At 33.8% G+C, this 23,852-nt stretch carries 20 protein-coding genes; 13 read left to right on the top strand and 7 right to left on the bottom strand.

The window, feature by feature from the left end; all coding sequences use genetic code 11:
- Window positions 1-10: 10 nt before the first annotated feature.
- Window positions 11-2,650, bottom strand: coding sequence for a DNA gyrase subunit A (gyrA, locus tag ACPWTF_RS21750; RefSeq protein ID WP_379801392.1), 2,640 nt, complete (start codon window positions 2,648-2,650; stop codon window positions 11-13).
- Window positions 2,651-2,907: 257 nt separating this feature from the next.
- Between gyrA and ACPWTF_RS21745 the strand changes: the two genes are divergently transcribed.
- From ACPWTF_RS21745 to ACPWTF_RS21735, 3 genes are all read left to right on the top strand, one after another.
- A complete protein-coding gene (locus tag ACPWTF_RS21745; protein WP_095930861.1) occupies window positions 2,908-5,454 on the top strand; it encodes an ATP-dependent Clp protease ATP-binding subunit in 2,547 nt (848 codons plus the stop codon).
- 140 nt (window positions 5,455-5,594) lie between these two features.
- The gene (gene rimK / locus ACPWTF_RS21740) at window positions 5,595-6,962 is read left to right on the top strand and encodes a 30S ribosomal protein S6--L-glutamate ligase (protein ID WP_095930862.1); all 1,368 of its coding nucleotides are present in this window, start codon (window positions 5,595-5,597) and stop codon (window positions 6,960-6,962) included.
- Window positions 6,963-7,062: 100 nt separating this feature from the next.
- Complete coding sequence (locus ACPWTF_RS21735; RefSeq protein ID WP_427873036.1) at window positions 7,063-7,581, top strand: DUF421 domain-containing protein; 519 nt, start codon at window positions 7,063-7,065, stop codon at window positions 7,579-7,581.
- 12 nt (window positions 7,582-7,593) lie between these two features.
- Here ACPWTF_RS21735 and ACPWTF_RS21730 read toward each other — a convergent pair whose 3' ends face one another.
- From ACPWTF_RS21730 to hutH, 5 genes are all read right to left on the bottom strand, one after another.
- Window positions 7,594-8,001: a hypothetical protein gene (locus tag ACPWTF_RS21730; RefSeq protein WP_427873034.1), complete on the bottom strand. Its 408-nt coding sequence runs from the start codon at window positions 7,999-8,001 to the stop codon at window positions 7,594-7,596.
- Window positions 8,002-8,352: 351 nt separating this feature from the next.
- Window positions 8,353-9,069 carry an inorganic phosphate transporter gene (locus ACPWTF_RS21725; RefSeq protein ID WP_427875777.1) on the bottom strand — a complete coding sequence of 239 codons (717 nt, stop codon included), beginning with the start codon at window positions 9,067-9,069 and terminating at the stop codon, window positions 8,353-8,355.
- Window positions 9,070-9,122: 53 nt separating this feature from the next.
- Window positions 9,123-9,692 carry an inorganic phosphate transporter gene (locus ACPWTF_RS21720; RefSeq protein WP_427873032.1) on the bottom strand — a complete coding sequence of 190 codons (570 nt, stop codon included), beginning with the start codon at window positions 9,690-9,692 and terminating at the stop codon, window positions 9,123-9,125.
- Between the two features lie 30 nt (window positions 9,693-9,722).
- Complete coding sequence (locus ACPWTF_RS21715; RefSeq protein ID WP_008462731.1) at window positions 9,723-10,367, bottom strand: DUF47 domain-containing protein; 645 nt, start codon at window positions 10,365-10,367, stop codon at window positions 9,723-9,725.
- 49 nt (window positions 10,368-10,416) lie between these two features.
- Window positions 10,417-11,931 carry a histidine ammonia-lyase gene (gene hutH, locus ACPWTF_RS21710; RefSeq protein WP_427873031.1) on the bottom strand — a complete coding sequence of 505 codons (1,515 nt, stop codon included), beginning with the start codon at window positions 11,929-11,931 and terminating at the stop codon, window positions 10,417-10,419.
- A gap of 645 nt (window positions 11,932-12,576) precedes the next feature.
- Here hutH and thrA point away from each other — a divergent pair.
- From thrA to ACPWTF_RS21680, 6 genes are all read left to right on the top strand, one after another.
- Window positions 12,577-15,024, top strand: coding sequence for a bifunctional aspartate kinase/homoserine dehydrogenase I (thrA, locus tag ACPWTF_RS21705; RefSeq protein WP_427873029.1), 2,448 nt, complete (start codon window positions 12,577-12,579; stop codon window positions 15,022-15,024).
- A 127-nt stretch (window positions 15,025-15,151) separates the two neighbouring features.
- Complete coding sequence (locus ACPWTF_RS21700; protein WP_198857192.1) at window positions 15,152-16,072, top strand: homoserine kinase; 921 nt, start codon at window positions 15,152-15,154, stop codon at window positions 16,070-16,072.
- Window positions 16,073-16,571: 499 nt separating this feature from the next.
- Window positions 16,572-17,861 (top strand): threonine synthase, encoded by a 1,290-nt coding sequence (thrC, locus tag ACPWTF_RS21695; protein ID WP_073409768.1) that lies wholly within the window; start codon window positions 16,572-16,574, stop codon window positions 17,859-17,861.
- 263 nt (window positions 17,862-18,124) lie between these two features.
- Window positions 18,125-18,952 (top strand): DUF6602 domain-containing protein, encoded by an 828-nt coding sequence (locus ACPWTF_RS21690; protein ID WP_427873027.1) that lies wholly within the window; start codon window positions 18,125-18,127, stop codon window positions 18,950-18,952.
- A 53-nt stretch (window positions 18,953-19,005) separates the two neighbouring features.
- Window positions 19,006-20,427, top strand: a complete 1,422-nt coding sequence (locus ACPWTF_RS21685; RefSeq protein ID WP_427873025.1) for a hypothetical protein — start codon at window positions 19,006-19,008, stop codon at window positions 20,425-20,427.
- 55 nt (window positions 20,428-20,482) lie between these two features.
- Complete coding sequence (locus tag ACPWTF_RS21680) at window positions 20,483-20,821, top strand: hypothetical protein (protein ID WP_427873023.1); 339 nt, start codon at window positions 20,483-20,485, stop codon at window positions 20,819-20,821.
- Between the two features lie 191 nt (window positions 20,822-21,012).
- Here ACPWTF_RS21680 and ACPWTF_RS21675 read toward each other — a convergent pair whose 3' ends face one another.
- The gene (locus ACPWTF_RS21675; protein WP_427873021.1) at window positions 21,013-21,405 is read right to left on the bottom strand and encodes a helix-turn-helix domain-containing protein; all 393 of its coding nucleotides are present in this window, start codon (window positions 21,403-21,405) and stop codon (window positions 21,013-21,015) included.
- Between the two features lie 133 nt (window positions 21,406-21,538).
- On the opposite strand from ACPWTF_RS21675, the gene ACPWTF_RS21670 reads away from it, so the two are divergent.
- The 4 genes from ACPWTF_RS21670 (at window position 21,539) to ACPWTF_RS21655 (ending at window position 23,802) form a co-directional block, all read left to right on the top strand.
- Window positions 21,539-22,063 (top strand): hypothetical protein, encoded by a 525-nt coding sequence (locus tag ACPWTF_RS21670; protein ID WP_427873019.1) that lies wholly within the window; start codon window positions 21,539-21,541, stop codon window positions 22,061-22,063.
- Window positions 22,047-22,280, top strand: a complete 234-nt coding sequence (locus tag ACPWTF_RS21665; protein ID WP_427873017.1) for a hypothetical protein — start codon at window positions 22,047-22,049, stop codon at window positions 22,278-22,280. The genes ACPWTF_RS21670 and ACPWTF_RS21665 overlap by 17 nt, the downstream gene beginning before the upstream one ends.
- Window positions 22,281-22,513: 233 nt before the next feature.
- A complete protein-coding gene (locus ACPWTF_RS21660) occupies window positions 22,514-23,020 on the top strand; it encodes a GNAT family N-acetyltransferase (RefSeq protein WP_427873015.1) in 507 nt (168 codons plus the stop codon).
- Between the two features lie 233 nt (window positions 23,021-23,253).
- The gene (locus ACPWTF_RS21655; RefSeq protein WP_427873014.1) at window positions 23,254-23,802 is read left to right on the top strand and encodes a HutD family protein; all 549 of its coding nucleotides are present in this window, start codon (window positions 23,254-23,256) and stop codon (window positions 23,800-23,802) included.
- Window positions 23,803-23,852 lie beyond the last annotated feature (50 nt).

The following is a 23,852-nucleotide window of genomic DNA, read 5'->3' as shown; positions in this document are numbered from 1 at the left end:
CTGTTTTCACTTATTCTTCAGACTCTTCGTCTTCTGCTTCAGCATCGTCTTCCTCTTCTACTTCATCATCAGAGTCGTCTTCCTCTTCTACAGATCCATCATCTTCTAAAACCTCCAAATCTGGTTTAACTCTCTCAATAGCACCAATTACATTTCCATCTTCATCCAATTCTACCTCTTCGGCATCATCTTTCATTACAGTTGTTACAGCAGCAATAGAATCTTTTCCTTTAAGATTAATTAATCGAACACCTTGAGTTGCACGTCCCATAACACGTAAATCTTCGATTGCCATTCTAATTGTTAATCCAGATTTATTAATAATCATTAAGTCATCTGCATCAGTAACAGCGTTGATCGAGATCAATTTACCTGTTTTATCCGTGATATTAAGTGTTTTAACCCCTTTACCTCCACGGTTTGTAATTCTATACACGTCTTCTCCGTCGTCATCAACCAATTTAGTACGTTTACCGTATCCATTTTCAGTTACAACTAAGATTTGAGAAGTAGAAATATCGTTTTTATCCACAGTAACCATTCCGATTACCTCGTCAGTTTCATCTTTTAAAGTAATTCCACGAACTCCAGAAGCTGTTCTTCCCATAGGACGTGTTTTAGTTTCCTCAAAACGAACTAATTTACCAGATTTAACCGCTAAGATAATTTGGCTTTCTCCGTTTGTCAACTGAGCTCCAATCAACTCATCTCCTTCTTTAATTGTAATGGCAGCAACTCCATTTGCTCTTGGTTTAGAATATTTCTCTAAAGAAGTTTTCTTCACCTGACCTTGTTTGGTTACCATTACAAGATTATGCGTATTGATATAATCTTTGTCTTTTAAATCTTGCGTACAAATGAAAGCTTTTACCTTATCATCACTTTCAATATTTACCAAGTTCTGAATTGCTCTACCTTTTGCTGTTTTACTTCCTTCTGGAATTTCGTAAACACGCATCCAGAAACATTTTCCTTTTTGGGTAAAGAACATCATATATTGGTGGTTTGTTGCCACAAACATGTGCTCTAAGAAATCTTGATCTCTTGTTCCTGCACTTTTCTGTCCAACTCCACCTCTATTTTGCGTTTTGTATTCTGTAAGGTTTGTACGTTTGATGTAACCTGCATGTGAAATTGTAATAACCACATTTTCGTCAGCAATTAAGTCTTCAATACTCACATCTCCTCCAGAGTACTCGATTTGCGAACGTCTTTCGTCACCATATTTATCACGAATTTCTGTAAGCTCTTCTTTAATCAAATCTGTTCTCAAATTAACATCTGCTAATAAAGCTTTCAAATGCTCAATTAACTTCATTAATTCTTCAAACTCAGCTCTTAATTTATCTTGCTCCAGACCTGTTAACTGACGTAAACGCATCTCAACAATAGCACGAGCTTGAATATCTGATAATTTAAATCTTTCGATTAATTTTTCTCTAGCTTCATCTGTGTTTTTAGATCCTCTGATTAACGCAATTACCTCGTCGATATTGTCAGAAGCAATAATTAACCCTTCTAAGATATGGGCTCTCTCTTCTGCCTTACGTAATTCAAACTGTGTTCTTCTAACTACAACTTCGTGGCGGTGCTCAATAAAATAATGAATCATATCTTTTAGATTCAACATTTGCGGACGTCCTTTTACTAATGCAATATTATTTACACTAAAAGAAGATTGTAATGAAGTATATTTATATAAGGTATTTAAAACTACGTTTGGTGTAGCATCTCGTTTCAAGATATAAACGATACGCATACCATTTCTATCCGATTCGTCACGAATGTTTGCAATACCTTCAATTTTTTTCTCGTTAACCAAATCAGCCGTACGTTTGATCATTTCGGCTTTGTTAACTTGATATGGAATTTCAGTAACAATGATACACTCTCTTCCGTCCACTTCTTCAAAACCAACTTTAGCACGCATTACAATACGTCCTCTACCTGTTTTAAAAGCTTCACGAACGCCTTCATAACCATATATTACACCTCCCGTTGGAAAATCAGGAGCTTTAATATGTGTCATTAATTCGTCAACCTCAATATCATTATTATCTAAGTATGCTAAAGTACCATTGATAACCTCTGTTAAATTGTGTGGCGGCATATTAGTCGCCATACCAACCGCAATACCAGTTGCTCCATTTACTAATAAAGTAGGAACTCTTGTCGGCATTACTTTTGGCTCATATAAAGTATCGTCAAAGTTCAGCTGAAAATCAACTGTTTCTTTTTCGATATCTGCCATAATATCTTCTGAGATTTTACGCATTCTAGCCTCAGTATAACGCATTGCTGCAGGACTGTCTCCATCGACAGAACCAAAGTTACCCTGACCATCAACTAATAAATAACGCATGCTCCATTCCTGCGCCATACGTACCATTGCATCATATACAGAAGTATCTCCGTGCGGGTGGTACTTACCCAGAACCTCCCCTACAATTCTCGCAGACTTTTTGTGGGCAGATCTTGATGTTACACCTAAATCATACATTCCGTAAAGAACTCTTCGATGCACTGGTTTCAAGCCATCTCTAACATCAGGAAGCGCTCTCGATACAATTACTGACATCGAATAATCGATGTAAGCTGATTTCATTTCATCTTCAATGTTAATAGGAATTAACTTTTCTCCTTCAGACATAAGTTGTTATGTTTTAATAATTACATTAGTTTCAAAGCGTGCCAAGATACGTTTTTTTAAAATTTTTTCAGCTATTTCCTTACACTTATTTAAATGATTTATTAACAACTTTATTTCCGCTTTTAGTTAATAAATTAAGCGTTTTTTAACTCTTTTATTCTCTTTTTTTTCGTCTATTAGCTGACAGTAGTTCTTGAAGGTACGGTTTTTGTTTTTAAAACAGTAATTCACTAAATTTACAATACCAATTATATATTATGGATGATAATTTTTCACCAAGAGTAAAAGATGTAATTACGTACAGTAAGGAAGAAGCTCTTCGTTTAGGGCACGACTTTATTGGTACAGAACATCTTATGCTAGGTATTTTAAGAGATGGTAACGGAAAAGCTATTCATATACTTAATAACCTAGCTGTCGATTTAGATCATTTACGCAGAAAAGTAGAAGTACTTAGCCCTGCCAACTTGAGCGTTGAAGTAAATGCAGAAAAGAAAAACCTTCATCTTACCCGACAGGCAGAAAGAGCCCTGAAGACCACTTTTCTTGAAGCAAAAGTATTTCAAAGTTCATCGATAAGCACGGCACATTTGCTGTTATGTATCTTGAGAAACGAAAACGATCCAACAACCAAGCTATTGAATAAACTTAAAATAGATTATGACGTAGCTAAAGAACAGTATTTAAATATGACTCCAAACGAAGAAGAATTCTTAGAAAACTTGCCAAGAAACGAATCATATAATGATGATTCAGGACAAGATGACAGTCTTAAAGAAAGCAGTTTTAATAATCCCGCCAATAAGTCAAACAAAAAATCTAAGACTCCGGTTTTAGATAATTTTGGGAGAGATTTAACAGAAATGGCCGAAGAAGGAAAATTAGACCCTGTTGTAGGACGTGAAAAAGAAATTGAGCGTGTATCGCAAATTTTAAGCCGTAGAAAAAAGAACAATCCGCTTCTTATTGGAGAACCTGGAGTTGGTAAATCTGCTATTGCAGAAGGACTGGCGCTACGTATTATCCAAAAGAAAGTATCGCGTATCCTTTTCCACAAACGTGTTGTAACTCTTGACCTTGCAAGCTTAGTTGCTGGCACAAAATATAGAGGACAATTTGAGGAAAGAATGAAAGCCGTAATGAACGAGCTGGAGAAAAACGACGATATTATTCTTTTTATTGACGAGATCCACACTATTGTAGGCGCTGGTGGAGCAACAGGTTCTCTTGATGCTTCAAACATGTTCAAACCTGCTTTAGCTAGAGGAGAAATTCAATGTATTGGTGCTACTACTCTTGATGAGTACAGACAATATATTGAAAAAGATGGTGCTTTAGAAAGACGTTTTCAAAAAGTAATTGTAGAACCAACTTCTGTTGAAGAAACAATCGCAATTTTGAACAACGTAAAAGATAAATACGAAGATCACCACAACGTAACTTACACTCCAGAAGCTATTGAAGCTTGTGTTAAGCTAACAAACAGATATATGTCTGAGCGTTTCTTACCAGACAAAGCAATCGATGCAATGGACGAAGCAGGTTCACGTGTACACATCACTAACATCGATGTTCCAAAACAAATTTTGGATTTAGAACGTCAGTTAGAAGAAGTTCGCGAAATGAAAAATATGGTTGTTAAAAAACAAAAATATGAAGAAGCAGCCAAACTTCGCGATGATGAAAAACGTATCGAAAAAGATCTTGCTACAGCACAAGAACAATGGGAAGAAGATTCTAAAAACAACAGAATTGAAGTTACAGAAGATAACGTAGCCGATGTTGTTTCTATGATGACTGGAATTCCTGTTAACAGAATTGCTCAAACAGAAAGCAACAAATTGGCTCAATTGCCTGAATTGATTCAGAATAAAGTAATTGGTCAAAATGAAGCTGTTTTAAAAATCGCTCGTTCTATTCAGCGTAACAGAGCTGGACTTAAAGACCCGAACAAACCAATTGGTTCATTCATTTTCTTAGGTCAGACTGGTGTTGGTAAAACACAGTTAGCTAAAGTATTGGCAAAAGAATTATTTGACTCTGAAGATGCTTTAGTTCGTATTGATATGAGTGAATACATGGAGAAATTTGCGATTTCTCGTTTAGTTGGAGCGCCTCCAGGATACGTTGGATACGAAGAAGGCGGTCAATTGACTGAGAAAGTTCGTAGAAAACCTTACTGTGTAGTTCTTTTAGACGAGATCGAAAAAGCTCACCCAGATGTATTCAATATGATGCTTCAAGTTTTAGATGACGGATATTTAACAGATAGTTTAGGTCGTAAAATTGACTTTAAAAACACTATCATTATCATGACCTCTAACGTTGGTGCTCGTCAGTTGAAAGATTTCGGGCAAGGTGTTGGATTTGGTACTGCTGCAAGAACAGCTCAAGCTGATGAAAACTCAAAAAGCATTATCGAAAACGCTTTAAAGAAAACTTTTGCTCCTGAATTCTTAAACAGAATAGATGACGTAATTGTATTTAATGCATTAGAGAAAGCAGATATTGATTTGATTATCGAAATCGAATTGAAAAAACTATATTCTCGCATTGCAGAGTTAGGCTACAAATTAAGCTTAACTGATAAAGCAAAAGCGTTTATCGCTGAAAAAGGTTTTGATAAACAATTTGGAGCAAGACCGCTGAAAAGAGCGATTCAGAAATACGTTGAAGATTTGCTGGCTGAAGAAATCATCACTTCAAAAATACATTCGGGTGATGAAATTATGATGGACTTAAAAGAAGATTCTCAAGAGTTATCAGTTGAGATTCATAAAGCCGAAGAGCCAACGAATCAATAAATTAGTCAAAATTTATAACATTCATAATATGCCCGTTACGTTTTCATAACATAACGGGTATTTTTTTTATCAAAAATCACTATCTTTAGTAAAAGCAAATAGCTATTTTTGAATTTAAATTCTATAATAAAAAACAAAATATGCTTCAAAACAAAGTCATTTTAGGTAGCGAAGAATGGTGCTCATTTCCAGAACTTGGAATCCCGACAATTAAGGCTCGTGTCGATTCTGGTGCCAAAACTTCGGCAATGCACGCTTTAAACATAGCTCCTTTTATAAAAAATGATGCCAATTGGGTTAAATTCGACATTAACCCGATTCAGAATAATATCAAAACCATTATTCATTGTGAAGCGCCTTTGGTTGATAAACGAATTGTAAAAAGTTCGAGCGGATTTAGAGAGCATCGCTATGTGATCCAAACCAACTTAAAAATTGGCGACGCCAAATGGCCAATCGAAATGACTTTGACCAATCGCGATTCTATGGGTTTTAGAATGCTTTTAGGACGCGAAGCTATGAGCGGAAGGGTTTTGGTTGATCCTGAGCAAAAATATCTTTTAGGGCAGCCAACAGCAGAATCTTTAAAAGAATTATATCAAAATTCAGAAAAAGCAACTACAGGCCTACGAATTGGTCTTTTAGCCAGTAATCCAGAATTGTACAGCAATAAAAGAATTATGGAAGCTGGCGAAATGCGCGGGCACGAAATGCATTTCTTAAATATCAAGGAATGCTACATGAAATTGGATGCAAAAAAACCTGAAATTCATTACCGAGGCGGGAAAATCTTAAACGAATTCGATGCTATTATTCCGAGAATTCGCCCTAGCATCACTTTTTATGGCTGTGCTTTGACACGTCAATTTGAAGCTTTAAAAGTCTTTGTATTAAATTCGGCTACAGCCATAACGCAATCTCGAGATAAACTATATTCTTTACAATTATTACTGAATAGCGGAATCGATATTCCAACTACTGGATTTGCCAATTCTCCGCTTGATACAGACAACTTAATCAAAATGGTTGGCGGTTCGCCACTAATTGTGAAATTATTAGAAGGAACACAAGGAAAAGGCGTTGTTTTGGCTGAAACTAAAAAAGCGGCAGAAAGTGTAATCAATGCTTTTAAAAGTTTAAATGCCAACATCTTGGTTCAAGAATTTATCAAGGAAGCCAACGGAAAAGATATTCGCTGCTTTGTAATTGACGGAAAAGTAGTTGCCGCAATTCAGCGTGAAGCTATGCCAGGCGAGTTTAGAGCTAATATTCACCTTGGCGGAACTGCATCTGTAATCAAAGTAACTGCCGAAGAGAAAAAAATCGCCATAAAAGCCGCAAAAGCAATGGATTTAAAAGTAGCCGGTGTCGATATTATTCGTTCGTCTAAAGGCCCATTATTACTTGAAGTAAACTCTTCTCCAGGTTTGGAAGGAATTGAAGGCGCAACCAACAAAGATGTAGCTGGAGAAATGATTAGAGCGATTGAAAAGAATTTCAAACTATAATTAAGTTCATCCAAACTTAATTCCCTATAAATAATTTAGCAGCTTTGTCGAAGTTTAAAACTTTGGCAAAGCTTTTTTATTTAACTTTAAAATAAAAAACATGCATTTTCCTTATTTAGATATTGTTATTCGAAGCGTTGCCGTATATTTCTTCATGACCATTGCGCTTCGCGTTTTTGGCAAAAAAGAACTTTCGCAATTAAATACTGCCGACATTATTTTGATTTTATTAATCAGTAACTCCGTTCAGAATGCAATGGTTGGCCCTGACACCAGTCTTATTGGAGGTCTAGTTGCAGCTTTAGTTTTGTTTACCATAAACTTTGCTATCAAAAAACTAACAAAGAGATTCAAAACTCTTGGCGACTTATTGCTCGACAAACCTGAAATATTAATTCATGACGGTATATTAGATTTTCAAACCTTGAGCCGATTAGATGTTTCGCACGAAGAATTAAAAGAAGCCGCGCGCGAACATGGTTTAGAGCATTTAACTGATATTAAACTCGCTATGCTTGAGATTGACGGTACCATAAGCATCATTTCTAAAGATCAAAAACAGCTTAAACAGACACATTACAAACGTAAGCATAATCATAAAAACCTTCAAAAATTTTAATCGCAAAAAAAATTATCTTTTCTTTTTAAATGAACTTTTTGACTTTCCATAAAAAGATAGAAGTAAATCTTCATTTGCAAATTTCCCATCAAGATCATATTTTGAAGGTGTTTTCACTAAAAGAGTGGTAAAGTTTCCTTCAACATCAATATAAATCTTTTTCATATTATACCTTTCGGATGTTAAAATACAATGGTTAATTGCAAATAACAATTTTCTCCTTGAAGCTTTTTCAATCCCTACCATATCAGTAACTTTTACTATTACCAAGATTGTATCATTTCTTTCTACTGAATAATATTTTAGCTTGCCTGTATCTATCCCTTTTAAAGACCTTCCAATTGATTCTTTAATGAAACATGAAATTAAATCTGACTCTTCATTTGGACTACTCGTTACCTTCTTTTGATCTACTTGCAAACGAATTCTTCTTATATCCTGTTCTTGGCAAGAATACAATGAAAAAACAAAAATTAAGATATAGAATCTTGAACTTATAATATTTTTTATACTGAACATTCCTTTTGAAATTTGCTGTTGTTCAGAGCTGTTTCAATAACTTTTTCTAATGAAACATACCTTGAATAATTGCGCAAATATCAATCTATAGAATACTAACAATGGCTAGTAAAAATTAAAAAAATGTTATTTGAAGACATTTTTTTTAATTAATTCTAATCCAATAAAAAAGCCGATTTCAAATTTGAAATCGGCCTTTTAAATATTTAGATAAAATGCAATTTACATCTCACATTTTACAATAATCATTTACTAAATAAATACACTTAGAATAAAGTAAACCAAACCAGCTAATAGAGCTGAAATTGGAATAGTTAAGATCCAAGCCCAGATTAAACTTACTGTAACTCCCCATCTAACGGCAGAAACACGTTTTGTTAATCCAACACCAATAATAAATCCTGTAATGGTATGCGTTGTACTTACTGGGATTTTTAAGTGTTCTGTAAAGTAAAGTGTCAAAGCACCTGCAGTTTCAGCAGCAACACCTTCAAACGAACTTACTTTAGTAATTTTAGAACCCATTGTTTTCACAATTTTCCATCCACCACTCAAAGTTCCTGCTGCAATGGCAGAATAACACGCAAGAGGAATCCAGCTCGGCATTACACCTTTAATACCTGCATCGTCATTTGGAAGCACAACATCTAACCAAGCATCCATATGAACTCCAGGATTAGTATTGATATAAACCGCTACAGCAGCAGCAATAATACCCATTACTTTTTGAGAATCGTTTCCTCCGTGACCTAAACTAAATGCCGCAGAAGATAATAACTGCATTTTCTTTAAAGCAGCATCTGCTTGATGAAGATTCAAACTGCTGAATATTAAACAGAATGCGCTTACTGTTAAGATAATGAAGGCTACTAAGAACCATTTAATATTATGAGAATCGAATACAACGCTCCAGAAATGAGATTCGAAACGAGGTTTTCCATGCTCTAAAATCTCTTCATAAGAAACCATTTGAACGTAAACAAACCAAATAGTTGCAAGCATTAAAGCCACAGTAAAGATTTTTAGCCAATACTTTTACGTGAAGCATTTAACAGCCAAATCGAAATTAAGTAAGATGCAATAACTCCTAAAAGCGGTGCTAAGACAATAAAAGCAATAATAATGAGGACTCCCGAGGGCATTCCACCATCTTTACCAGCCTTATACCAGCTTACAATTTCATACCAGTAGTGAGTTGCTCCGTCTTCTCCAACATAACCAGAGAAACCATGAACTGCAATAGCGTGCGCTACAGCTGCTCCTGCGAAACCTCCAATTAAGGTATGCGAAGAACTTGAAGGGATTCCTAACCACCAAGTCAATAAATTCCAACAGATTGCTGCAATTACTCCGGCTAGGATAACCACAAGGTTAATTTCCATTGTGTGCGCTGTTTTAGCAACAGTATCCGCAACACCAAATCCAAAAACCCAATAAGCCAGAAAGTTAAAAAATGCTGCCCAGACAACCGCCTGAAAAGGTGTCAAAACCTTTGTTGCAACAACAGTCGCTATAGCATTTGCCGCATCATGAAAACCATTGATGTAATCAAAAATTAAGGCTAATACTATAATTAATATAAGTAGCGTCATAAAATTATAACTTCAGATTGAAAAATTGAATTAAGAATGTTTTACAGAAATAGATTCTAGTATGTTCGCAACACTCTTACATTTGTCTGTTGCTGATTCTAAAACAGATAACACCTCTTTATATTTAATGATATTTTTAGCGTCTGTTTCGTTTTCAAAAATTTCAAAAACTGCTTTGTTATATACGTTATCAGACTTGTTTTCTAGTTTATTGATTCTAGCACAAGCGTCTTTAATAACTTTAAAATTTTGTAAGTTTCTCAACTCTTTTACCGCACTGTCAATGTTTTGACAAGCTTCAAGGTTGATTTCTGTCATCTTTCTGATAGATTTTGTAATCTTATCAACTTGATACAATCTCATACGGCTAGATGCACCATGAAGGTAATCGGCAACGTTGTCAATTGAAGTAATTAACGTGTGAATGTCTTCTCTATCAAATGGAGTAATAAAGTTTCTGCTTAACTCAAGGTTAGTCTGACGTGTAATGTCTTCTCCTTTTTGTTCTAATTCGTCAATCTTTTGAAAAAGAATTTCTCTTTCTTTTAATGGTAAATTTACAGCTTCGTGTAAGTTAGAAGCTAATTCAATTAAATTGCTAGAAGCCTCTTCAAAAAGTGGAAAGAATTTTTTGTCTTTCGGCACTAAAAATTGGAAAATACTGTTTATTGACATTGTTTTATTTTTGATAGTGCAAAATTACCTTCAATAACACGTTTCAGTGTTAAGCCATTGTTAACAAATCGTTTTCAATTTGAAAACTCTCAAGGAATAACACTGTGTTTTCTATGTCATTATGTAAGATCCTGTCTTCTTTCACCAAAGGCACCACTTCTCTGTAACTATTTAAGAACATTTCGATAAAATCACTTGATTTTAGAGGCTCTCTGTACGCAATGGCCTGAGAAGCATTTAATAATTCAATTGCCAAAATGCGCTCTAAATTATCTAAAACACGTAAGGCTTTTGTTGCTCCATTTGCTCCCATACTCACGTGATCTTCCTGACCGTTGCTTGAAACAATACTGTCAATACTCGCTGGAGTTGCCAATTGTTTGTTCTGACTGGCAATACTTGCAGCCGTATATTGCGGAATCATGAAACCTGAATTTAATCCTGGATTATCTACCAAAAATGCTGGAAGATTACGCAATCCTGAAATTAACTGATAAGTTCTTCTTTCAGAAATACTTCCTAATTCGGCCAAAGCAATTGCCATAAAATCTAAAGCTAATGCTAAAGGCTGTCCGTGGAAATTTCCGCCAGAAATAATCTGATCGGCTTCTATAAATATATTTGGATTATCGGTAACCGAGTTGATTTCTGTTTTGAATACTTTTCGAACATAATCAATCGCATCTTTTGAAGCTCCGTGAACCTGTGGCATACAACGGAAAGAATAAGGATCTTGAACGTGTTTCTTCTCTTGAGTAATGATTTCGCTTCCGTCCAAAAATTCTGTAATTCTTTGTGCCGTTACGATTTGTCCTTTGTGTGGGCGTATATAATGTATCAATTCGTTAAATGGTTCAATTCTTCCATCAAAACCTTCCAAAGAAATCGTTCCGATTAAATCTGCCAAATACGAATATTTATACGCTTTAATTAAAATATGCGCTCCGTAAGCACTCATAAACTGCGTTCCGTTCAGTAAAGCCAAACCTTCTTTTGACTGCAAAACAATAGGTCCCCAGTTAAAATGCTTTAAAACTTCAGCAGAAGCCACTTTTTTTCCTTCAAACAAAACAATTCCTTCTCCAATTAAAGGCAAAGACAAATGCGCCAGAGGAGCTAAATCTCCAGAAGCCCCAAGCGAACCTTGCGTATAAATAATAGGCAGAATATCATTGTTATAAAAATCAACCAAACGCTCTAAAGTTACTAGCTGAATTCCAGAATGTCCATAACTTAATGATTGGATTTTCAGTAAAAGCATCATTTTCACAATCTCTGCAGGAACTTCCTCTCCTGTTCCGCAGGCGTGCGATTTTACTAAGTTTTCTTGAAGTTTAGATAAGTTTTCATTGGAGATTTTCACACTATATAAAGATCCAAAACCTGTATTGATTCCGTAAATTGGCGCCGTATGCGATGCCATTTTCTTGTCTAAATAATCACGGCATTTCTGAACATTTACTTTAGCTTCTTCAGATAATTCAAGTTTTTTATTCTGACTTAAAATTTCTTGTAATGTTTCTAAAGTAATGGTTTCTGAACTTATATAATGGATCTCTCTCATGATGATTTTAAATTTTAAACACCAAAATTCAACAAATCAATATTAAAAAGCAACATTTTATCACAATAATTAAAATTTCTATAAAAACTCTTAACATACATTTAATTGCTTTTCGAACCAGAAAATTTCATTTTCACCCATTTTTCATGCCTTTTTGGGCTAAACATCAATCTCTTGCGCGGGTTAAATCTCCAAAAAACGCTGTGCGAAATATATTAAAACATCAATTTAACATCAGCAATTTTAACAAATACTCAATATTGATTTATAGAGATTTGAATTATTAAAATATTCGTAAAAAAGCCTTTTAACTTTTTAACTCTTATAAAAAGCTGTACTTTTGAAAAATCAAAAATGAAAAGTAACAGCATAAAATATCAATCTACAATTATTACAGCTCAAACAAGAGTTGCAATTGCTGCTACCATTATTTCTACTACAACAATTACTACCCCTTAGGGGTATACATTTTTACATATCATCCTAGGTTACCTATACTTTTTTCTTGAAAGAAGAGAGTTATTGGATACATAAAAAACATTTACAAAAAAAATAGTCGCAGTTTTCAGTTTCAGTTCACAGTTGATAACCTTTGAACCTTTGTCACTCAAAATCTTTGCACCTTATTAAAAAATATCAAACAAAATGAAAGTATTAAAATTTGGCGGAACTTCGGTTGCCAATGCTCAAAATATAAAACTCGTTCTCGAAATTGTTAACCAAAAAGCAAAGCAAGACCAATTAGTCGTTGTAGTTTCTGCCCTGAGCAAAGTGACAGATTTACTGCAATTGGCGGCGGCAAAAGCAGCAGCAAACGACGAAAGCTTTAGAGAAGTGGTTGCCGAAATCGAGAAAAAACACCTTGATACATTAAAAGAATTGATTCCGGTAAGCGAACAAAGTAGTTTGTTGAGCCATGTAAAAAGAATCATAAACCATTTAGAAACTTTATTAGACGGATGTTTCTTATTGGGTGAATTATCTCCAAGAACTGCCGATACCATTTTAAGTTTTGGTGAATTACTTTCTTCCTTTATTATTGCTCAGGCATTTCAGCAAACTGAAAAAGATGCGGTTTACAAAGATAGCCGTGAATTGATTAAAACGGATAGTAACTTCGGAAAAGCTGTGGTAAACTTTGAAGTTTCGAATCAGTTAATTCAGGAATATTTCGCTTCGAATAAATCAAAAATCAATATACTTCCAGGATTTATTGCGCAGACTTTAGACGGAATCACTTCGACTTTAGGACGTGGCGGATCTGATTATACTGCAGCCATTATCGCTGGTGCAATCGATGCTGAACAACTGGAAATCTGGACTGATGTAAACGGAATGTTTACTGCAAACCCGAAAATTGTAAAACAAGCACAGCCAATTGCAAACATTTCGTATCAAGAAGCGATGGAATTATCGCATTTTGGTGCAAAAGTGTTGTATCCGCCAACCATTCAGCCTGTTTTAAGAAAAAACATTCCTATTTTAATCAAAAATACTTTTGAGCCAGAAGCCGAAGGAACTTTAATTTCTAGTCAGGTTCAATCTAAAGACACTGTAGTTAAAGGAATCAGCCATATCGATCATATTTCACTTTTAACACTTGAAGGCCCAGGAATGATTGGAGTTGCAGGTTCTTCTAGACGTTTGTTTGAAGTATTATCTCAAGAAAAAATCAACGTTATTTTTATTACGCAAGCTTCTTCTGAGCATTCAATTTGTATCGGAATCTTGAATTCGGATGCTGATAATGCCGAAGCTGCAATTAATAGAGCTTTTGAAATCGAAATTTCGCAGAACAAAATCGATCCTTGCTATGTAGAAAAAGATCTTTGCATTATTGCTTTGGTGGGTGAAAACATGAAAAATCACCAAGGTTTAAGCGGAAGAATGTTTTCTACTTTAGGAAAAAACAACGTAAACATTCGTGCAATCGCGCAAGGTGCTTCTGAAAGAAATATTTCGACTGTAATTAATGAAAGAGACGTTAAAAAAGCATTGAATACTTTGCACGAGAATTTCTTTGAAGAAAACACCAAACAGCTCAACTTATTCGTAATGGGAGTTGGAAATGTGGGAGAAAAATTCATTGAGCAGATTCACAACCAAAGAAAGTTTTTAAAAGATAATTTAAAGATCAACGTTCGCGTAATTGCTTTATCAAATTCAAGAAAAATGATTTTTGATGAAGACGGAATTTCATTAAAAAATTGGGATGCCGCTTTAAGCGAAGGTCAACCAGCAAGCATTGAAGAATTCATCAAAAAAGCCAAAGAACTGAATTTACGTAACAGTATTTTTGTCGATATTACAGCAAATGCAACCGTTTCTGAAGCTTACGAGAAATTCTTAAAAGAAAGTATTGCCGTTGTAACTTGTAATAAAATTGCTTGTTCTTCTGCTTACGACAACTATAAAAAATTAAAAAGCTTATCTCGCCAATACAACGCTCCTTTCTTGTTTGAAACAAATGTTGGTGCGGGATTACCAATTATCGATACCGTAAAAAACCTTATTGCATCTGGAGATAAAGTGCATAAAATTCAGGCCGTTTTATCTGGAAGTTTGAACTTTATTTTCAACAATTTTGATGAGAAAAATTCTTTCCACGATGTGGTAAAAGAAGCTGGAGTTCAAGGTTTCACAGAACCAGATCCAAAAATTGACTTAAGCGGAATCGACGTAGCGCGTAAAATCTTAATCTTAATTCGCGAAAGCGGTTACGAAATGGATATTGATGCCATTGCAAACGAATCGTTCCTGCCTGCAGAATGTTTAGCGACAACAAACAACGAAGACTTTTTTGCATCGTTAATCAAACACGCTGCTCATTTTGAAAACATTTATAAAGAAGCTTTAGCCAAAGATTCAAGATTGAAATACGTAGCACAATTCGAAAACGGAAAAGCAAGCGTAGGTCTGCAATTCATTCCAAAAGATCATCCTTTCTACAACCTAGAAGGAAAAGACAATATCGTATTGTTCTACACAGATCGTTACGTAGATCAGCCTTTATTGATCAAAGGAGCCGGTGCCGGAGCAGCAGTAACAGCATCAGGAATTTTTGCCGACGTTATTCGTATTGGGAATGTTTAGCCGCTAAGGCACTAAGACGCTAAGCTTCTAAGTTTTTTTTATACTTAGCATCTTGGAAACTTAGCATCTCAGAAACTATAAAAATAAACTTTGTGACTTTGTGCCTTCGTGGCAAAAACCAAAAAAAATGGAAATAAAATTATTCTGTCCCGCTACAATTGCCAACCTCTCATGCGGATTTGACGTACTCGGACTTTGCTTAGACAATGCGGGCGATGAAATGATTGTTCGAAAAGTCGATCAAAAAGGAGTTCGAATCACTAAAATTGTCGGTGCCGATTTGCCTTTGGAAACCGAGAAAAACGTTTCTGGAGTCGCAGCTTTGGCAATGCTTGAAACTTTGGACGAACTGGATTTTGGATTCGAAATCGAAATTTATAAAAACATAAAAGCCGGAAGCGGAATCGGAAGCAGTGCTGCAAGTTCTGCTGGAGCGGTTTTCGGAATTAATGAATTATTAGGAAGACCGTATTCTCGTAAAGATTTAGTTCAGTTTGCCATGCAGGGCGAGAAATTAGCCAGCGGAAACGCTCACGCCGACAACGTTGCTCCTGCCCTTTTAGGCGGATTTACTTTGGTAAGAAGTTACGCTCCGCTTGATATTATCAGAATTGACAGTCCAGAGGAATTGTACGCAACGGTTGTTCACCCGCAAATTGAGTTAAAAACATCTGACGCCCGTTCGGTTTTAAAACAAAACGTTTCCCTAAAAAGCGCCATTATGCAATGGGGAAATGTAGGCGGATTAGTAGCAGGTCTTTACACCAAAGATTACGAATTAATCGGTCGTTCGCTTCACGACGAAATCGTGGAGCCTTTACGAAGTGTTTTAATTCCAGGTTTTGATCAAATCAAACAAACCGCTTACGAAAACGGCGCTTTAGGTTCTGGAATTTCAGGTTCTGGCCCGTCAATTTTCGCTTTAAGCCGAGGAAAAGAAACCGCCGACCAAATCGCAAAAGCCATGAGCGACGTTTACGAAAAAATGAATTTACCGTATGAAATTCATGTTTCGAAGATTAATCCTGATGGTGTAAGAATTTTGTAGAAGAGTATTAAGTACTAAGAATTAAGTATTAAGTATTAAGACAAAGTTTGTCAGGCTGAGCGAAGTCGAAGCCCCGCAAAGTGAGCGACAAAGTATAGCGCGTCCAGTTTGTCATTTCGAGGAACGAGAAATCTTCGCAAGAAGCTCGAGAAAGATTGGATCAACGTTGCGGAGTTACTTGCGAAGATTTCTCCTTACGTCGAAATGACAAACGTTGAGGATTTACTTTATGTGCATACTTTGCGGGGCTTCGACGGAGTTTATCCTGAGGAACGAAGGGCTCAGCCTGACAAAAGCAACACACAATTGAAAACATAAAATATTGAAATAAAAAAATATTACCACAAAGCTTTGCGATCTCTGCGTTTTCAAAAGAAACCAATTCCTTGCGCTCTTTGCGGTTAAATAAAAAACACAACCATTGGAATTTGGAATTTTAGCATTGGAATTTACTCTCCAAAAAATCTAAAATCTAAAATCTAAAATCTAAAATTTAGAAATGAAATACTACAGTTTAAACCATAATGCCCCAAAAGTTTCTTTTCAAGAAGCTGTTATACAAGGATTAGCAACTGACAAAGGATTATATTTCCCAGAAAGCATTACACCGCTTGATCCTTCTTTTTTTGATAAAATCGAAAGTTTAAGCCACGAAGAAATCGCTTTTGAAGCCATTAAACAATTTGTTGGCGACGAAATACCAGCAGAAAAACTAAAAGAAATCATTGCCGAAACTTTAGTTTTTGATTTCCCTGTTGTGAAAGTCGAAAACGGAATCTATTCGTTAGAATTATTTCATGGGCCGACAATGGCTTTTAAAGACGTTGGAGCGCGTTTTATGTCACGTTGTCTGGGATATTTCAACAAAGACAAAAAAGACGCTAAAAACACGGTTTTAGTAGCAACTTCTGGAGATACAGGCGGAGCCGTTGCCAGCGGATTTTTAGGCGTTGACGGCGTTGATGTTGTCATTTTATATCCGTCAGGAAAAGTGAGCGATATTCAGGAAAAACAATTGACTACTTTAGGGCAAAACATTAAAGCGCTTGAAGTTGACGGTGTTTTTGACGATTGTCAGGATATGGTGAAAAAAGCGTTTTTAGATGAAACTCTAGCGCATAAAAACCTGACTTCGGCGAACTCGATTAATATTGCACGCTGGCTACCGCAAATGTTCTATTTCTTCTTTGCTTACAAAGCGTTGAAAAGCCAAAACAAACCTTTAGTTTTCTCTTGCCCAAGTGGAAACTTCGGGAATATCTGCGCGGGAATTATGGCAAAAAAATTAGGTTTGCCAATTGAACATTTTGTTGCGTCTACAAACGTAAACGACACCGTGCCAAGATTCTTAGAAAACGGAAAATACGACCCGAAACCTTCTAAAGCAACAATCTCTAACGCCATGGACGTTGGAAACCCAAGCAACTTTATTAGAATTCAGGAATTATACAATAATGATTTAAAAGCTTTCGAAAAAGACTTCTCTTCTTATAGTTATACTGATGAAGAAACGCTTGAAGCGCTAAAGAAAATCTACAATACAGACGGTTATATCGCAGAACCTCACGGCGCTGTTGGTTATTTAGGTTTGAAAAAAGAACTAGAAAAACACCCGAACGCGATTGGTATTTTCTTAGAAACCGCGCATCCGATTAAATTCTTAGATGTGGTGGAACCGGCGCTAGGAATTACACTTCCTATTCCTGCTCAAATTGAGAGTGTTATTAATGAGGAGAAAGTTAGTGTGAAGATTGGGACTTATGAGGAATTGAAGAGTTTCTTGGGGTAGTTTTTATAACAAAATATTAAAAAGCGGCTGAAATTAATTTCAGCCGCTTTGTTTTTTGAGTCAATCCTTTGTCTAAACTATTCTTAGATCTATTTTGTTTCAAAAAACAAAAACAATGTTCTACATTAAGCTTATAAATACACTATAAAAAACATATATTTGAAGAGCAAGAAAACGAGACTGACCTTCATATATATCCGAATTTAAATTTACATACGAAGGTTTTGTTTTGTCTATATAATAGTCATAAGCAAATTAACCAAATGAATCCAATAATTAAAAACCTTACAATACAAAATTTTAAAAGTTTCATAAACTCATTCAAAGAGTCAAAAAATGTTTTTTGGGATGATGAAAAAAATAAGCTAATACATAGCGGCGAATATGGATTTTACAGAGAAGAATTAGTTAAAAGGTGGTTAAGATTATTCATTCCTGAAAAATTTGGAATTAGTTCAGGATTTTTAATTAATTCAAAAGGTGAAATCAGTACTCAATGTGACTTAATAATATATGACAAAGACAAAACTCCAAAGATTGAAACAGTCGAAAATCAAAGATTTTTTCCTGTAGAAACTATTGTTTTAATCGGTGAAATCAAATCTGATATTAAGTCAATAAGTCAATTAAACAATTATTTATTAAAGCTATCAAAAGTAAAAAAAATAAGAGATGGAGTAATATCCAATCATTCATATAATTCTAAATTTGAAGGATATAAATATATGCCTGAAATAAATCCTTTTGATAATGTATATTCGGTATTAATCTGTCATAAATTTAATTTTGATTTTGATGTATCTAAAATCGACTATGGAGCGACTAAAAAGCAACATAAACATAATTTGATATTGAGTCTTAGCGATGGAATTATAAATTACAAAACAGTCAAAGGAACCGAAAACATGAGCGTTCCATTTGTAGGTGACGAAATTTTAGAAAATCATTATTTAAAAACAGATAATGAAGAATTACCCTCACATATAATTAGTTTTTTGAACTCAATTAATCAAGCAATATCTTTAATCACTTTATTTGAGCTTGATATGATTTATTATTTAACAGATTCTATATATGACAAAATAGAATAAACTTCATATTTTAGAATTACTTTTTTAGGAAAAAATAAAATTTATCTATAATCATGAGTTTGAATTTTAATTATATAAGAAATAAAATAAGACAATATGAAACTAATGATTTATTAGACTTTTGTTATAATTACATTCAACTTCAGAACGAAAGATCATTCCCAATCTGGCCTATTTTTACTTTAATGAAATGGTCGTATTTACATGGTGGATATAATATAAATCTAAAAAAACTAAATAATGAAAACTTCTTAAAACTTTTAAACTTAACGTTTGAATTAAACAATGATCATGTATCAAATTTTTTAAAAACAAATATCCATAGAGGTTTTTATATTTTAGCTTCTCAACAATTTTATCTTCAAAAAAATGTAAGCCTACAAGTCTTCGCTACACAATTAAAACTTTACAGTTCTTTAAAAGGTAAATATGATATTGAAAAATCATTTTTGGAAAAAACTGGTTTATCAATTTTTGATTTTCTTTATTTACAACAAATTACATGGCTATATGTAAATGTTGATAATACGTCAAATACGTTTAAGTATGAAGGTCACTTAACAAAAGAATTCATTGACGTTTTAATTCAAATGACTAATTTAAATAAAGTAAACAGTTTTTTAAATCTATTAATATTAAATCCCACAACAACAATTGAAAGTATTGAAAAATATAAAAGACGAATTATCTTAGAAGATCTTCAATCCTTAGAGACTACCTTTTTTACTATTTATCCTTTTCAATTTTTCAATAATCAAATAAAAGTCATCCATAAATCTGTTTACAATCATTTTGCTAATTATTACATTTATGATTTTATGAAATCAAACGATAGTGATTTTACGACTGAATTTGGATATCGTTTTGAAAGATATATTGGAAGTTCATTAACTGAAATAAAGTATAATTTTAAAGATGAAAATAGCATAAAAAAGCTTTTACCAAAAAACTCAAATTTAGTCGATTTCTATGTTGACCCGTATAATATTTTCATAGAATGCAAAGCTATAGAAATCCAAGCATACACTTCAATAAACCCAACAGATGAACTTCTCTACAATTCTCTAAAAGATTCTATACTTAAAGCTTATTTTAAACAATTTTTAAATGTTGCAAAATCAATGAGCCCAGATACGGAAAACTGGGGAATAATTTTAACTTACAAAGAGCTTTTCTGGAGTAGTTTTGATGAGTTATTTGAAATTGGCAAAGATAAATTTTCAAATTCGAAGGATTATAAATTTTTACCACCTGAAAATGTTTTTATTATTGATATCTATTCTTGGAACACTATAATAGAAATCATAAAAGATAAAAAAGCAACTCTATTAGATATACTAAAAGTTGCAAAATCAAACAACTCTTCACCTAAAACAAAAAAACAATTATTTAATATGCATTTGAATATTTATAATCTGGAAATATCGAGTTCATTTTTTTTGCAAGAAGAAATAGAGTTACTTAAGATAAAATAAATAATGATTTCCCACTCATGAACACAAAGAAATTCAAGAAACAAATTCTCAATTGATGAATAAATATATTTTACTTCTACTACTTTCAAGCTTAATTAGTTGCAAATCTGAATCAATCTTGACTGGTAGAAAATATCAAACCGATTCCATAAATGAAGGCATATATACATTTGATATGAAAAGTCATAATTATTCTAAGAAAATGGTTAGTGGAACAATTGGAAAAGGAAAATTCAAAACTTTCATGTTAAGCTCCGAAAAAACTTTAATTGTTTGTAACGACATAATTTTGAGAAAAACAAGTGATGATATTGAAGAAATTAATAATACTGGTGACTCGCTTGTTGCAACCCTGTTTAATAGATATAAAAATCTAGGATTCGACAGTTTTTGAAATAACTTCAAAAGAAAAAAAACTATCATTTCGAAAAACGTATACAAACCAATTACAACAAACCGAAAGCGAAGGAACTTTAATTAAAAAATAAATATCGCCAGTGTGCAATCGTACTTCTCGTTAACACAAATAAAAAGAGACCTCATCAAAGGTCTCTTCTCAATCTAATAATACATCTTAGAAAACGGTTATTTCCCGTTCAATAATTTCTCCAAATACTCCACTTTATCTTTTTCAGCTTGCACCAAACGTTCGTAAAGTTCAACTACTTTATCTAAAGGATTAAAAGTACAATTTGTTGCAAAAATACTGCCTGTTGTAACAACATTATTATTGAAACTATTAAAGTAATTAATAACACCTTCATCCGAAAAGTTCTTAATTGCTTCAACAGAAACTTCAAGAGCTTTTGCTATCTCAATTAGTTTTTGTTCGTCAACCGTTTCGCTGTTTTCAATAGCCGAAATCGTCTGCTGATTTGTTCCTATAGCCTGTGCCAGTGCTTCCTGTTTCATATCTTTAAGCTCTCTGATACGGCTTATATTTCTGCCGATATGTTTTGGTTTTATTGCTGTACTCATAATTCAAAGATATTTAAAATTCTTAAACGAAAATCAGTTTCTGTAAAAAACAAAGCTGTTTTTGTAAGATACTATTTTCATATTTTCTATATTAGCCTCGAGAGTAATTATCAATTATTAATCTTATCGTAAAATGGCAGTTTGGCAATATCTTTTAATCGTAGTTCCTGAAGATTCTATTGATAGTAATTACGAATGTATTTTTAAAAATAACAAAACAGAATATTTACCAGAGACTGATGTTTTTTGGAAAAATTTTGATGGTGACATTTCTTCAATCATTTCTGAACTTGATCAAATTATCCCTAAAGCTGATTGGGGAAATGAAACTTGTTTAAGCTGGAAAGGAAATGGAAATAAGGATGAAGATAATGATGCCTGTATTTGTTTAAGCGATGATAAATCGAAAATTGAAAGCTTTCAATTTCGAATTGATTTAAGAAAAGCTTCCAATATTACTGACGTTTTGCAATCTATTTTAAATCTTTGCAAAAAAAATCACTTCATTTTAATTGACTTAAAGGGAGAAATTTTTCAACCAAATTTAGAGGATATTTTCAAAAGCATTAAAGCCTCAAATGCTACAAGATTTTTAAATGATCCAATACAATTTTTAGAAGATTTAAGTAAAAATAGTTCAGATGAAACCAGAGCATAAACTTATCCTTGAGTTAATAGAATCTTATTTAGAAAAGAATCCAAGTCAGAGATTTGGACAGGCATTGTTCAATCTTAATATTAATGAATTTCAGAAAACTACTGACCCAAGAAATCCGAATTATAATATAAGAGATATTCATGGCGACAATGATTTAGATATTATTGAACGAATCAAAAATCGTTTAGATTTGATTGAATCACAGAAAAATAATTAGTTCTCTCACGTTATCAAATGCGCACAATATTGAAATCAATTGCCTCCAGCTTTAGTTGGAGGTATTGTTTGGCAGAATAAAAGGCTTTAGCCAAAAACTCAAAAGATTAGGCTAAAGCCCTTTTCTACTATAACTTTGTTTCTCCAGCTAAAGCTGGAGGCAATTCAATTTTATCTTTTGCTAAAGCAAAATTTAAATTCAAAAACTTAAAAAAAATATATCATAATATTATCATGATTACCCAAGCTACATTCCAAGACATTCCAGCATTAACCATCTTAATAAACTCAGCTTACAGAGGCGAAACCTCAAAAAAAGGCTGGACAACCGAAGCGCATTTACTAGAAGGAAAAAGAACCGACGAACAAGAAATGACCGAAATATTTCTGGATCCAAAAAATACGATTCTGAAATTTACAGAGAATGATAAAATTATCGGTTCGGTTTTGTTGGTAGAAAAAGGACATCAATTGTATTTAGGAATGTTGACCGTTTCGCCAGAACTTCAAAACAGTGGAATCGGAAAAAAACTTTTGGCAGAAGCCGAAAATCATGCAAAATCTTTGGGATTATCGAGTATTATTATGACGGTTATTTCGGTTCGTGAGGAGCTTGTGGCGTGGTACAAACGTCATGGTTATGTGGATACTGGAAAACGTGAAGCTTTCCCTGAAAGTGAAATTCATACTACAGTTTCTGCTGAACCTTTGGAGTTTATTTATTTGGAGAAAAGTATTTAAGTTTTTGTTTAGCCACAAAGGCGCTAAGACACGAAGTTTTTTTAATCTCGCAAAGCCGCAGAGTCGCAAAGTTTTTTTTTATAAAGCTTCTATACGGTTTGTCTTCCTGAGAGAAGTCGAAGGATCGCCAAGCTATTCAGTAAAGTTTTTTTCTTTGTCGAGCTACTTATGATCCTTCGACTTCGCTCAGGAGGACAAAAAAAAGAGAATAAAATTTTTAAAATATTCAATAAATGAACGTACAGCATTTCTCTAAAAAAAATACTAAACCCTCTATTTGGAGCGGCGGATTGATATATGAATATCTAATATATCCGAAAACTGCTATTTATGCCGATAGAGATTTTGGTTTTAGAATAAGCAGTGCTACAATAGAGGAAGTGCCTTCAGAGTTTACCAAATTTAAGGGCTATTATCGATATCTGGTTATGCTCGATAATGTCTTAAATGTTGAGGTAAACAAAGAAAAGAAAGCATACAAGAAATATGAAATCATGGAATTTAACTCCGATGATAATGTGACTTCTTATACAAAAGGCACTGATTTTAATTGGATGATTTCTGAAAAAATATCCCATCATAAACTGGAAGTAGTCAATAGTAATCAGAATTGTAATGCTGGCGTAGTAATTGTATTTTCTTTACATACAGCGTTTATTACAATCAATGAAAAGCCGTATCATGTAGAACCTTATGATGTATTGCTTATTGAAAATGAAGAAAAGGAAAATGTAAGGCTTCATTTTTCTACTGAATGTCTTTTTGGAGTATTGAATTTTTAATCGAGTTTTTTTGCCACTAAGGCGCGAAGACTCGAAGTTTTTATTTTTAA

It is taken from the genome of Flavobacterium sp. MMS24-S5 (genome assembly GCF_050320125.1).
In the GTDB taxonomy this organism is placed as follows: domain Bacteria; phylum Bacteroidota; class Bacteroidia; order Flavobacteriales; family Flavobacteriaceae; genus Flavobacterium; species Flavobacterium tyrosinilyticum.
This window is presented reverse-complemented; position numbering and strand designations above follow the sequence as displayed.